Annotated in this window: 11 protein-coding genes and 1 pseudogene; 5 read left to right on the forward strand and 7 right to left on the reverse strand. The window is 59.3% G+C overall.

Annotated elements, in window-relative coordinates:
• The first annotated feature begins 239 nt into the window (after positions 1-239).
• Both KIO76_RS29975 and KIO76_RS29980 read left to right on the forward strand, forming a co-directional pair.
• Positions 240-473, forward strand: a complete 234-nt coding sequence (locus KIO76_RS29975) for an AbrB/MazE/SpoVT family DNA-binding domain-containing protein (protein WP_213327335.1) — start codon at positions 240-242, stop codon at positions 471-473.
• Positions 470-874, forward strand: coding sequence for a type II toxin-antitoxin system VapC family toxin (locus KIO76_RS29980; protein WP_213327336.1), 405 nt, complete (start codon positions 470-472; stop codon positions 872-874). Before KIO76_RS29975 ends, KIO76_RS29980 begins: the two co-directional genes overlap by 4 nt.
• A gap of 287 nt (positions 875-1,161) precedes the next feature.
• Here KIO76_RS29980 and KIO76_RS29985 read toward each other — a convergent pair whose 3' ends face one another.
• A complete protein-coding gene (locus tag KIO76_RS29985) occupies positions 1,162-2,097 on the reverse strand; it encodes a recombinase family protein (RefSeq protein WP_213327337.1) in 936 nt (311 codons plus the stop codon).
• 1,057 nt (positions 2,098-3,154) lie between these two features.
• Between KIO76_RS29985 and KIO76_RS29990 the strand changes: the two genes are divergently transcribed.
• Both KIO76_RS29990 and KIO76_RS29995 read left to right on the forward strand, forming a co-directional pair.
• On the forward strand, positions 3,155-4,309 hold the full coding sequence (locus tag KIO76_RS29990; RefSeq protein ID WP_213327338.1) for a hypothetical protein: 1,155 nt from the start codon (positions 3,155-3,157) through the stop codon (positions 4,307-4,309).
• 313 nt (positions 4,310-4,622) lie between these two features.
• Entirely contained in the window at positions 4,623-4,856 is a 234-nt protein-coding gene (locus KIO76_RS29995; RefSeq protein WP_213327339.1) for a hypothetical protein, read from the forward strand.
• A 27-nt stretch (positions 4,857-4,883) separates the two neighbouring features.
• Here the strand turns inward: KIO76_RS29995 and KIO76_RS30000 are convergent.
• The 6 genes and pseudogenes from KIO76_RS30000 to KIO76_RS30025 form a co-directional block, all read right to left on the reverse strand.
• Positions 4,884-5,352, reverse strand: a pseudogene (locus KIO76_RS30000) (transposase); the annotation flags it as partial.
• A 217-nt stretch (positions 5,353-5,569) separates the two neighbouring features.
• Positions 5,570-6,310: a haloacid dehalogenase type II gene (locus tag KIO76_RS30005; protein WP_213327340.1), complete on the reverse strand. Its 741-nt coding sequence runs from the start codon at positions 6,308-6,310 to the stop codon at positions 5,570-5,572.
• 879 nt (positions 6,311-7,189) lie between these two features.
• The gene (locus KIO76_RS30010; RefSeq protein WP_213327341.1) at positions 7,190-7,846 is read right to left on the reverse strand and encodes a MarC family protein; all 657 of its coding nucleotides are present in this window, start codon (positions 7,844-7,846) and stop codon (positions 7,190-7,192) included.
• A gap of 710 nt (positions 7,847-8,556) precedes the next feature.
• Positions 8,557-9,120 (reverse strand): tautomerase family protein, encoded by a 564-nt coding sequence (locus KIO76_RS30015; protein ID WP_213327342.1) that lies wholly within the window; start codon positions 9,118-9,120, stop codon positions 8,557-8,559.
• Between the two features lie 188 nt (positions 9,121-9,308).
• The gene (locus KIO76_RS30020) at positions 9,309-10,118 is read right to left on the reverse strand and encodes a pirin family protein (protein WP_213327343.1); all 810 of its coding nucleotides are present in this window, start codon (positions 10,116-10,118) and stop codon (positions 9,309-9,311) included.
• A 26-nt stretch (positions 10,119-10,144) separates the two neighbouring features.
• A complete protein-coding gene (locus KIO76_RS30025; RefSeq protein ID WP_502761918.1) occupies positions 10,145-10,363 on the reverse strand; it encodes a rubredoxin in 219 nt (72 codons plus the stop codon).
• 553 nt (positions 10,364-10,916) lie between these two features.
• Here KIO76_RS30025 and KIO76_RS30030 point away from each other — a divergent pair.
• Positions 10,917-13,049, forward strand: coding sequence for an FUSC family protein (locus tag KIO76_RS30030; protein WP_213327344.1), 2,133 nt, complete (start codon positions 10,917-10,919; stop codon positions 13,047-13,049).
• Positions 13,050-13,053 lie beyond the last annotated feature (4 nt).

Raw genomic sequence — 13,053 nt, forward strand, 5'->3', positions numbered from 1 at the left:
TCCGCCATAGTGCGGCGATTTCGTCATCGCCCACGGTGCATCCTTGGTCCTGGCAATGAGAACGTCAGCAGCTCGGGGCCGAGCGGATCAGGTCGCCGAGATGGACGTTCCCGCCGCACTGTCGAGCAGGGCTTTTAGACCTCACGGTCGGATGTGGGAACGACCGGTCGATAATGTCGCTTGAATCCAGAGCGTCGGAGTAATACCTTCAACGAAAGCGGTATTACAGGGTTGAGGTTATGACGAGCACGGTGACGTCCAAGGGGCAGGTCACAATCCCGAAAGCGGTCAGGGATCTGCTTGGAATTGCTCCAGGAAGCAAGGTGGCTTTCCGCAGGGCAGCCGATGGCAGCGTGGTGCTGACGAAAGCGGACACGGACAGGCCTCCCAGCCGGTTCCAGCGGCTCAGAGGGCACGCGGGCAAGGGACTTGATACGGATGCGATCATGGCGCTCACGCGTGGCGAAGCGTGACGCTCGTTGATACCAATATCCTGCTCGATCTTGTGACGAATGATCAAGACTGGGCAGATTGGTCGATCGAGCAGCTTGAAACTGCCGCTCTCGCGGGCCCATTGATGATCAACGATGTTGTGTATACGGAGCTATCTGTTCGCTACGATCGGATAGAAGGCCTTGATGCCTTCATTGAAGACGCGGGCTTAGAACTGATGCCCATCCCTCGGTCAGCCTTGTTCTTGGCAGGCAAGGTGTTCACACACTATCGCAAGGCAGGGGGATCGCGCACCGGGGTGCTGCCGGACTTCTTCATTGGAGCCCACGCAGCGGTTCAAGGTCTGCCTTTGCTGACGCGAGACTTGAAGCGCTATCGGACATACTTTCCAACGGTGGAGCTAATTTCGCCAGCGCCGTGAGAGGGGGCGGGGGGCAGCGGCTGAACGCGTGATTGTCTTGAAATCGTATCCGTCGGACGCAGAGAGGTCCCTGACATCTTGGTCCATGCACGGCCCAAATTGCATTTGGAAGTAGCCTTTATGGACTCCGAGGGACGAAGCCCGGTCTGCGCCCAAAATGCATTGCATAGCCTTCTGCGTCGGTTTTCGCACCCTAGCATCAACCAGAAGAGAGCAACTGCGACATGAGATCCGCCGGCCTCCGAGAGACGGCGTCTCTGAGGCTCGCCATCGGCCGTTCCTTCCGCTCAATCTTGAACTTCCTGTGGCTGCGGCACAACCAGGCCGAGCCGCTCCGCCCGGTCAAGTAGCGCTTTTACGGATGAGGCAGCCCATTGCCGGCCGCCGCGCGGTGCACGTTCCCGCATCCGCTCGAGCTGGGCGGCGATATCGCGCAAGCTGAGATCCGGATCGGCGATGGCTATGCCGGCGACAAGGGTCATTAGCCTGTCCTCGGGAGGGCGTCGAGGGGAGCGCTGGATCAGGTGCGCCTCCGCCATCTTTTCGCTCACCAGGCGGTGTACCGCGCGTCGCAACTTCTCGACGGTCCAATTCTGGCCGCGATGGTTCAGCACCCGCACAACCTCGTCCCAATTGTGCTGTGGCCGCATGCGCCGCACCACCGGCAGCCAGTTGGAGGCCGAGACAATGAGGTCGCCAACATAGACCCGCCTCCTGGCCTCAGAGGCCGCGCGTATCGCCTCCGGGTTGCGTTCCCGCAAGCCCGGATTGCCGGGCAGCTTGCCGCGAGCCTTCGCCGCTCTCATCCCCGCCTTGGTGCGCTCGGCGATCAACGCGCGCTCGAGCTGCGCCACCGCGCCAAGCACCTGCAGCGAGAACATGCCCTGCGGCGTGGAGGTGTCGATCGGGTCATGGAGCGAGCGGAAATGCGCCTTGCGCTCCTCGAGATGCTCGATCACCACCAGAAGGTGACTGACCGAGCGAGCCAGACGGTCCAGGCGCACCACGACCAGGACGTCACCGGCGCTGATCTCTCGCAGCAGTCTGGTCAATACAGGCCGCACCCGAGACGCACCCGAACCGTGCTCCGTGTGAACGATCTGGCAACCGGCCGCACGGAGCTCGTCGACCTGGGCATCTGTTGCCTGTTCCTCAGTTGAGACCCGCGCATAGCCAATCAGGCGTCGGACGGGCGTGCGGAGGGGAGGGGAGGGCGAGGCCATCGAGATTCCAGAGCCGATTCGGGGCTCTTTGTACAATTTCACCAGACAAGAGAAAAGGATCCTTTGTAAACGTGTTTTATCGGCCTCGTCAAAAGGCCATGGAGGCCGATCGGGCACCGTAGATGGTCGCGGTGCCAAAAGGAGCCGGAACGGCAGCCTGTGGGGGCTCTGAGCGGAAAACAGGCGATTTCAGGGGTTTTGGAGGCTTGCTCGGCGCTTGCCGGGCGCCGTGAGGCTGATTTTCCGCCCGGCGGGTGCCTTCGCGGCTCAGCGGCGCGGGAAATCCACCGATCCAGGTGGGGCGGTCGCTCAACTAGGCGCGGAATGCACCCATCCGGGAAGAGGGGAGGCGAAAAACGACGTGTTTCCGGGCGATTCCAGCCATCTCGGCCGAGCGGCATCGCGGATTTGCCAATGGCTGTCCATGACTATCGATAAGGGGTGTTATCGTTAGTCAGGGCGTCGTCCGACCGGCCATCGCGATCGCAGAAGTGAAGCACATATTCGCTTCTCCTGAAGATTAAATATGACGGTTGATCAACATGTTCTGAGGAGGTGGTGCGCCGTGCCATTGGCGCTTCCCGCGGACCTCCTTTAGCCAGGATAGAAAAAATGCCCAACTGATTAGTTGCTTGAGATGCCGATTGCCTCCCTTTGCTGCGACCGACGGTCACGCGGACATAAGTAGCCGTCGGTGAGAGCACTCATCGCAGCTCGGTGGGGGAGTGGACCGCTTCGAACCGCAGGTTATCTCGAACGCGGGATAATCCCATCGCGTTCGAATGCCGCGCATATCGCCGTCAGCAGCCGGTTACCCGGCCACAAAGCCGAAGCTCAGACATAGGTTCTCAACCAGGTGCCTTACAGGCCCATCAATGATGGTCGTTTATCAGCACGGCCGCGCAGCGCCCTAGTAGGAGCGTAGCTGGTCGAGATTTTGCTTACAGTGGGCCTCAATACGTGTATCGTCGAGCCGTGGCTTAGCCTTAAGGCTCGTTGGCGAAGCGCCCGCTAAATGTCATGAGTCGTTGACCGACCTGCTTGTGGAGTTCGTGCGATGTCTGGAACGGACATCACCGCCGTAATCGGCGACCTCTATGAGGCAAGTTCAAGCGGCGGAAACTGGTTCGCATTCGGCCGTGAGTTTTTCCAGCGCTTGGGCGTCGATTCCGGCTCCCTTCGCGTGCGGGATACGGACGGTCACCTCATGAATGTCTTGCAGCCAAGACTGCCAGGGGAAGGGCAGTATTCGCGCTTCCAGGCGCTCGATCCAGTGCGTGGAGCTGCCCTGCGCACAATCCCGAGCAGGGATTGGGGAACCACAGTTAAACTCGGCACGGAACTGCTGCCGAATGACACCTTCATGCGCTCCGACTTCTATCAGGAGTTTGCCAAGCCCCTCGGGAGAAATCACCTCCTGCTGGGCACGATCGGCGATATCGACAAGACCTTGATCCTGTTGTTCAGAGAGACGATCCCGTTCACCGAACGAGACAAACAGAATCTTGCGTCTATGCTTCCCCATATGCAGCGGGCAGTACAGCTCCATAACCGCTTGCGCGGGGCGGAGCTGAATGCGCAGATTGGCTACGCGGCCTTTGAGGCCCTGCCGGGCGGTGCGATCGTGCTCGATCACGAGACCAGCGTCCTGTTCATCAACAAGGCGGCGGAAAGGCTTCTTTCCGAGGCCGGCTCGCCCCTTGCGTTAAGGCGTCAATCTTCGCAGGTGTGGAACGCACGCGCGCTGCAACTGGTCATTCGTGATCGAAGTCGGGCGGCGCGGCTATTGTCTCTGGTATCGGATGCAGCCCATGGAGGCAGCGGCGGAGCAGTGCGTTTTGAGATCGACAGTGAGACAGATGATCGGCTGGGCCAATTGGCTGTTCTTGTATCACCGCTGCCGCGTCAATACACGCTTAGTGAAGATGCTCCGGGCGCTCCTGGCCCGGTCCTCATTCTTCTGAAGGAGCTGTCGCCTGCCAGGACGCCGCGCGCCTCGCTCCTTGGTGACTTGTTTGGCCTGAGTATCGCGGAGAGCGCTGTCGCTCTCGCTCTTCTTGGTGGCCAAACCGCAGAAAGTGTAGCCCGTGACCGGAACGTGTCGCTTGAGACGGTCCGCAGTCAGATCCGTACAGTGCTCCGCAAGTCTGAAGCAGCGAACCTTCGCGATTTCGAACGGATTGGCGCGCTGCTCGCCTCCCTCGGGCAATGAAAGCAGAGCTCCCTTTGAAAGGGATCCCTAGTTCTCGGGATGCGATCTGACGGGCCAGCCCATACGAATAGGTGCAAGCGTCATCTGGACGTGATGTGCCGCCGCAGGACTTCTCTCCTGTGGGGCGACAGTGTGTCAGCAGCCCACAACCGCAACGTCTGTTGCGTGACAGGCCCAATGAACCATGCCAAGACAGTACCGCAAGTCGCGCTTCCGGATGTGGGTCAGCCCCTTAATAGGTGGGCCGGCGCTAGCGTTGGTAGGTTCGGTGCTTTTAGCCGATGAACTCGGCTACTCCTTGCCGAGCCGGTGGATGGCACTCATTCTGTTGCTCCCCGCTGCTGCAGCAGTTGCCGATAGCTTCAGACTTGTTCTGCAGTGGGGTCGATGGAACATATATCCCGTCGCCCGAGCGATCACAGGCGCCCTCTTTGCAGCAATCGCCATCCTATTGTATTTGCGGATCAACACGGGTGTTCTTTTGCCAATTCTCATGATGGCGCTGGGAGTGGGCGCGATTTTACGCGCTCTTATTTCAGATCATTAATGGCGGAGAGCAAGAACTCGTGCTTCCCATCTTGGTGGACAGCCCCGTCTCGTCGATGAAGACGAGCCGCTGTGGATCGAACTCGGGCTGGACCTCGAACTAGTCGCAACGTTGCTTCGGGCATTGGCGCGCTCCTGCTCCAGTGCATGGGCGGTTTTTTGAACGTCCAGCCGCACCCGCGAAGCCAAGCGCTCAGCGCGCTGCGGCGGATGGCGACGGTTATGCTCGGCAAGAAGCCGCGCCGCCATGTTGTGCAGCGTGATGTCCCGCCGCTCCTCGATCACACCGACGATGAACGCCTCATGAGCGTCGAGGCTCGAGCCTCGACGCCGCCTTGTGGCCGAGCCGTTAGCTCCCCAGTCCTGGCTCACGCGATCCATCGGATCGCCGTCGAGATCCCGACGCCAAATCTCGCCGCCGCCTGGCGGGCTGAAAGTCCGCCCGTCGAGGCTTCCACAACACGCATGCGAAGATCGTCGCTCAAAGCCCGCATCATCCTCCACCTCCTCATAAAGAGGTTGAATCAGCCTCGTCAGCACGCGTCACCTCACAATCGATTCACGATCAACGGAAATGCTCTAGCTACGCCACCCGCGCTGGCGTTCAGGCCAACCGTCCACTAGCAATCGCTCTGGACCATGCCGTGGGAAGGATCACGTATTCACCTCGATAGCCGAGCCGCGGATGCCATTCGGTCCCGAACAAGACCGCCGTTAAGTTGCTCCCAACCTGTCTGCCAGAGCGGTGAAACTATCAACACAGCAGTCGATCCAACTCTCTGGCGCAATATCGGGTCGCGCGTCTGGACCTAACTCAAGAGGGCGCGCGACAAACGCGGTGCGCATGCCGAACTTCCCGGCCGCCCGCAGATCATATTTATGACAAGCAACCATTAAAATTTGATCTGGTTGATAGCCAAGATAATCCACCGCGAGTTGATAAACCTCCGGCGCTGGTTTGTATATTTTCGCCAATTCTGCGGTTAGTACTGCGTCAAACGGCAAGTTCGCATGCTTGACGATAGCAACAGCTGCCGCCATGCCTGCATTGGATAATGTCGCGATCGTAAAGTAGCGGCGAAGTCGCGTCAGCCCTGCAACGGAATCTGGCCAGGAGTCAAGCTGCGACCACACGCCATTGAGTTCGGCACGCTCTTGCTGAGTGAACTCAAGCCCGCGCTCTTTTAGCAATGTGTCGAGCGCTTCTCTGTAGATTTGATCGGCCCTGATCCACGGCCGCTTCCCTTCGATAACTTCATCAAGCGTCTTCCGATAGAGATTGCGCCATTCGGCCGACACCTCGGCCCAGTTGATCCGAAGTCCCTTCTTGCGGTTGATAATGGATCCAGCCCGTAGAAGCGGTTGATAAAAGTCGGCGGTGGTACCTTGGATGTCGAAAATTATGGCTTTCAACCTACTGCGCCACATCGGCTGCTTTATTGATGCATCTGACATTTCTTGTCTCCTTGTCGATTTTTGAGCGCGCTTTTGAACTGGTTGGTGGGCTATGGTTGGTGGGTATCATTCGGGATCGCACCCTATCGCTGATGCGCGCTAGAAGGTTTGGCGGGACGCAGCCAAGACGGAATGGCCGCGAGCGACGCCAACAGGGCCAAGGCCGATCACAACCATCCTGATGGCGGAGGCTAGATCCGCCGCGCTGGCGCCGAGCGTGCTCGAACCACTGGTAAGCAGATGCAACCGCCGCGGCAGGAATCTCGCCGCCATGGCAATCCCACGCTCGCTCCTAAATCGCGGGTGACGTTCAGCAGGCTTGCGGCTTCGCCGGACTCCGCGACCGAGGCGCTCCCATGACGGCATTGTTTGGCGCAAAGAACGTACCTTCGACGATGCAGACAAGCATCTGCGCTGTCGTGCTGGCTTCGCCTGTCACGTGATCGGTGACAAGATAGATTCCGCCATAAGTCAGTTCTTCTCGTATAGGTTCAGATGTTCTCTGTGAGCCCGGCTATAGATCGACCCTCTGTATCTCTAGTGATCCCGGTGAGTGGGCTAGCTGTCGCAGATGCTGGGACTTGAACTAACGGAGGGAGGTCCCTTGCCGCAGCCGCAATCTCCAACAATCACCGAAATTATACGATCCAAGACACTCTGCTCATCGTTTAATCGAGGTTATGGCCAGATTGCTTGGCGCTCTTCGCTAATGGTGCCCCTCGATTGAAGGATATCGTCAGCGGCCGTTGCCTGCGCCGCCATGTTCGTCGGCATAGTCGATGCCGGCTCTGACCTCCTCAATGGCTTTTTCAATGAGGAGGAAGAAATATTCCCCAAAAACTTGCCGGAGCGATCCTCGACGGTGCGGTGCGACAATGTCTACCCCGCTCTTAGCGAAAGAATAAGTTGCTTGAGGCCATCCCACGTGACCGCGACCCCTATCGCCAATAGCAAGAATGCAGTGAGCCGGGTGATTGCGCCGGTTGCAGCAGCGCCCACTCGAGCAAATATCTTGTCGGAGAAGCGATAACAAAGCGCGACGGTGATAAAGACCAGGCAAATGCCAAGCGTCGCACCGACATATCCTGCGACGGGATGACTATCGCCGCGTGCTATTCGGCTGGATAGAGATAATGTGACGGCAAGCGAACCTGCGCCAGCCGTGATCGGGATTGTCAACGGGAAGAACGCGATATCACCTCCGATTGAGTCCGATCTTCCTTTCTGGTCCGACGTTCGCGCTGGTGACGCGACGAGCATCGTCCAGGCGGTGTAGAATACAAACAGGCCGCCGGCGATTTGGACATCGGCCAGCGAAACCCCGAAGAATTGGAGAACATAAGACCCGAAGAATAATGTGAGTACCAACAATGCCACGCCATATGCTGCGACCCGATAGGCAAGGAGGTGGCGTTCCGATACACTTCGGTCCTTGGTCTGCTCGAGAAACACCGGCGTCATTCCAATGGGGTTCACCATTGCGAACATAGAAGCGAAGCTGAAGGTGAACATGCTCAGCACGGAAGTCGATTCCATCACTGCCATCCACTCATAAGGCAAGATTCTGGTTCGGAGGCCTTCGCCGAAGGCGCTGCAACCTCAGTGCTGAGGCCATTGCGGCCAGGCACGTGCGATCCATCCCGTTTGGTCGTAATCGGCCATGCACCGGTCGACAAGAGCGCCCATGTCAGCCAAGCATCCGCTGTCCTCGGCGGTCCTCAAGACCTGTACGCGGACCTCTTCAGGCGCTCCGGCGTAGTTGAGATCTCGCGCTCATCGCCTAGGCTTGCCAGGTATTCCTCACCTATGAAGGGTCTCGACTTTGACGCGCGATGGTCCTCGACTAGCATGTTCTATCCTATCCAAAGCTTGGCGGCTGGACACACGCCGAGGGGCGATAAGTTCGTTTCCAGCTGAAACACGAAAACTGGCCATTTGGCGTTGACGGGACGGTTATCCCGAAGAAAGCTGGGGTATGCCGCCCTCGTTATCATCAATATCCAGGTACTTCGCGCGTTACCGAACGTAGGAACACTCAGGGTCTTGAAGCCTAGGCACGGGGGTATCCACTCGATGCCTCGTGGTGCACCGTTATTTCCACCGGAACAAAGGTAATATCACAATCGCTAGTCATGTTTGCATAAGCATTGGCTGCGATATGAAAAGCTGGCTGGGCGCTTTGCTCAGCTTTGCGCCTCCGGCGCCATTCCGGTCCATTTGACAAATATATTCGGTGTGACGACGGCCTATTCCCGAGAAATACTAGGGGGAAGTCCGCCAATATTTTTGGGATAGTCATAGGCTGACAGCATACGCGCTTTGGCGGAGAAGTACGCCTGCACCCAGGTGTACCGATCGCTGGTCTTTGAGAGGCCAACCGAGTCAGCAATATTTTCCAAGCTGATTGTACGGCCAGCACAACCCCAGTTACCTTCCGGCACCTCAGCGATGACGACAAGGATGCTGGCACCGGTCGCAGCAGGATCGGTCGTGTCGGTCGCGGCGCGTATGGCCGCATTGACCGACAGATGGACGTCATGCTTGTGGCTGGCGTTCATATAGCCTTCCGGAATGGTCACATGAACGAGAAAACATCCAGGCGGGGAGATAAAGCTATTATCGGTTTCGCCGCCAACCCACCAGTCTTCGCTCGGTCGTTCGCTGAAGAGAACCCAGGCGAAGGCGCGTCCACCATGCGTATTGGCGCCGCCCTCCATCGTGATTAGGACGTCGGTCAATCGCTTCGCGAGATCTGCCTTCATCGTCTTGTCAAGGTCGCCGGCACGGTAGCTCACGTTCATGATGGGCATGTCAGTTCCCTTTCCTTGTGGTGAGCACGCTGCCGGGACAAGCCGGGTTGGTCCGGTCGCCGTGGCAGATCAGAGACGTGCAACGCGCGCGATACGGACAAGGCGAGGGAGCTGCGTTCAGCTTCGTCGGCTCACGCACCGCTGTTCTTGGGAGCCTTCCGCGCTGCAACGGAATGCCCCGGTCGCGATCAGTGGCTGGCATGATCGTGCTCCCATACCTTGATGTTGTCGTCATCGATCATGATCGTCTCGACCACGATGATGTCGCTGTCATCCTCACCGACGTCGATTGTGATGGCTGGATTGTCGCGGTCTGAGAAGCCCGCGCTGTCACGCCGACCAAGTGCGACGCCGTCAACTGTGGCAGAGCCCTCTCGGACGAAAATGTAAGCGCCGTGTCCCCTGGAGCGGAGAGTGTAGGTGAAGCTGCGGCCCGCATCCGCCATCAGTCGAGAGACGCGCAGGTCCTGTGGGATCGGCAAGGCCGTGTCTGCGTCGCCGACAAGCTGCACGATCTCGTTGCGGCGTCTGCGATAGTCGAAATGGGCGCGATGATAGGTAGGCGGCAAAAAAAGCTGCTTGGGCATCAGCCAGAGATAGATTGCGTGCATGTCTTCCGACGTGACGCTGAGTTCCGAATGCTTGCCGCCGGAACCCGCTGAGAAGACGTAGTAGTCGCCGGCTTTCAGCTGATCGACCATGCCTTCGCCGGCCGTGTTGATATGCGTAAGCTGTCCCTCGAACACGAAGGCGCAGATCACGAAGTTGTGGTGCGGGTGCATATTGTAACCGCAGCCTGCGCCGTGGAAGACTTCGTCGCCAAATACCCGGACTGGGCCGAATCCTGGACGGCCGCTCTGGTAGTCGTGAAAGTTGAAGCTGGATGCACGGGTGACGAAGCCATCCGGGTGTCCTGCAATGTAGGACGAACGGGTGCCATCAGACCGGATCGTGTCATGGCCGCGTTCATGGTTGCGGATGATAAATGACTTGCTCATTGTGGGTGGCTCCTGATCGGTGGGGCTTATGCTGCGCTGGCGAGACTGGAGCCACCGTCGGAATAGCCGATGAACACCATCTCGAACATGTGCTTTGGGGTCCCGCAGTCGGGGCAAACCCAGGTCCCGGGAATGTCGGCCCAGCGCGTTCCGGGGGCGAGGCCGTGCTCGGGCAATCCCAGTGCTTCATCGTAGGAAAAACCGCAGCCAAGGCACATCAGCCGCATGAAAGGTTCTGGATTCATGTCTTTGTCCCTCGTCAATCCGCGCCAGGCGCAGCTTTTTTGCATCACCCGGGCGATTACTTTTCTGTAGACGTCGATCCACAGGTTCTTTCTGAATTCATCGCCATCCAGAGATGGACCGTGAAGTCCTATGGCTTGTTGCCGCAACGGATGTGATGCCTCATTAACGAAGGGTGCCGCCTGCCTCTATCCTCAGAACTGGGGATGGGATCTGGATTCTAACGGGTGCAATGGTGTGGCGATGTCGAGGTTGAGCAGACAGGATATGGGATGACCTTGCGAACGCGCGGGGAGGGGGCTGCGCCAATGGTGGCCCGTTTCAACCTCATGCATTGTCGATCTTGTGAGCCTTACTGGTAATAGCGAGGGTAAGGCGCTTTCAACGATGTATCTGCGCCGGAAGAGGATGACTTCTCCGTCAGAACTGGAGCGCACTCCATCGATTTCCGAAATAAGCCCAACAGTTCTTCTAGGACCGAGCCGCGATCGAAGTAGTCAAACCGCGGTATATTTGCTAAGCGATCCAGCGCGAGGTGTCATAGAGATAGGCACTATGAGTGTGACCGAGACCTCCAGGTCCAGCCTCTGGCCGTCCTTCCCCGTGGACCTCAGCTGGCGTAACTGGGTATTTGCGCTACGCACGGCAGTTGCCGGGGTCGTGGCGCTCGCGATCGCCTACTGGCTGGAGATGCAGGATCCACAGTGGTCGATTCTGACTGTCTATCTGCTGGCGCAGCCCACGGCCGGTGGGGCGCTCGCCAAGAGCACCTATCGGATCATCGGCACCATTGCCGGTGCTTGTGTGGGGCTTGTCATTCTCGCCCTCTACGCGCAGGCGCCCATCCCACTGGTGGGCGCCGTGGCGCTTTGGCTGGGCGCGTCGTTCTATGTTGCCGCCCGGCTGCGCAACTACGCGTCCTACGGCTGGATGCTTGCGGGCTACACGGCGCTGCTCGTTGCGTTGGAAGGCGCAGCGAATCCGCTGCAGGCTTGGTCGATCGCTGTCGATCGCACGGGCGAAATCATCATCGGTATCGCCTGCGCCTCGGCGGCAACAGTGTTGGTGATGCCACGCTATGCGGGCGTCCTGCTACGCGAACAGATGGCGCGCCTTTTTTGTGATCTCAGCCACTATGGCGCGATAGCCCTGCGTCGTGGAACGCCACCGGAAACCTTTGCCGCGCTTCGGCGCGCCATGGTGGAAAAGATCGTCGGCTTTGATGCCCTTCGCTCCTATGCAATGTTCGAAGCGCCTGAGATGCGAGCCGACGACGTGCTGATGCGTCGGGCGGTCCACGAGTTCCTCGGCGTTCTCGCCGTGGCGAGGGGACTCTACACGCGTATCGATGATTTTAAGGGCGACGCCGCAGCCTCCGTCATTGCGCATATGCAGCCTGCCCTGGATGAAACGGCGAAAACCCTTCAGCTTATCGCCGATGACCCGAAGGCGTTTGCCGATCCGCACCGGGTGCGGGCCGCATTGGTGAAGACACGAGCCAGCCTCGGCACCGCCGCGACGGGGCTGGAAACGCTCGCGGGTCGCGTTCCATTCGAGCAACTGGCCGACGGCTTGTTGATCCTGCATCGCGCAGGCGACCTGCTGCATGGTCTGTCGATGGTGATGGTAAGCGAGGCGGCAAGCCTGCGCCGACAGCGTGCCTCCAACGCACGAAGGCCGCCTGAGGCCTTGGCCTCCTCCTCGCACGCCGAAGCGGCGCTGATCGGCGCTCGCGCTGCACTCGCTATCATCCTGGGCTGTGTTGTCTGGGCCGCGACCGGGTGGAAATACGGCTTTACTGCCTTGACCGGCATCGGATTGGCGCTGTGCTTCGCGGTCAACCAGGACCGTCCGGGCAAACTGGGCCTGCCGGTCATGCTATGGACCGTTCTGGCCATCGCCGTCGCCTATTCAGCCATGGTCTTCGTCCTGCCGCGGATTGAGGGGTTCGAGGCGTTTGCTCTATTCGTTATCGCCGCCCTTATACCCGGAGGGCTCATGGCGGGCACGCCGCAGACCATGTGGCCAGGCATCATGTTCGCGGGCTTCATTGGTGCCCAGCTTGGCACTGGCAACAAATTTCAGCCGAATGACCTCATTTTCTTTAATGCCAACATGGCCTTCGTCTTGGGTATCGCCGCCTGCCTCGGCCTTATAGCGCTGCTTCCCGTGACCTCGATGGCGAACCGGGCCCGCTTCTGGACAATGGCGGTTGGCCGCTTGCTTCCAGATGCGGCGCGGGGCGCGCGACACGAGCGCAAAATTCTCAGTGCGATCGTCGATATGATGGCCGAATTGCTGCCTCGCCTGTCGCTCGATCGGCCGGGCGACGAGGATTTTCTTCGCGGCGCGCTCGGCGCCGCGTCCATGAGCCTGGAACTCGGCCGCCTCAATCGTCTCAGGCAGGCGCCCGAGCTATCGCCGGAGGTCGCGGTTATTCTCGCTGACTTCCTGAATCGTTTCGCCGCCGCATTGGAGGTAGTGCCACGTGCCGGCGAACAGCGGGCCGCGTGGCTTGCGGAGGCGGAATTTTCCGTACGATCGTCAGTCGCCGCTCTCGGGGCACTTCCGCTGGAACCGGGCTCGGCAGCGGCCCTGGCGATCCGCGCGGCTGCCTCACTGCGGTTCATCTCGGACCGGTTCGAGATCGATCGGGCCTTCCTGCTCCTCCCTGTTGCCGAGGCTTAAGTCC

It is taken from the genome of Chelatococcus sp. YT9, assembly GCF_018398315.1.
Taxonomy (GTDB): Bacteria; Pseudomonadota; Alphaproteobacteria; order Rhizobiales; family Beijerinckiaceae; genus Chelatococcus.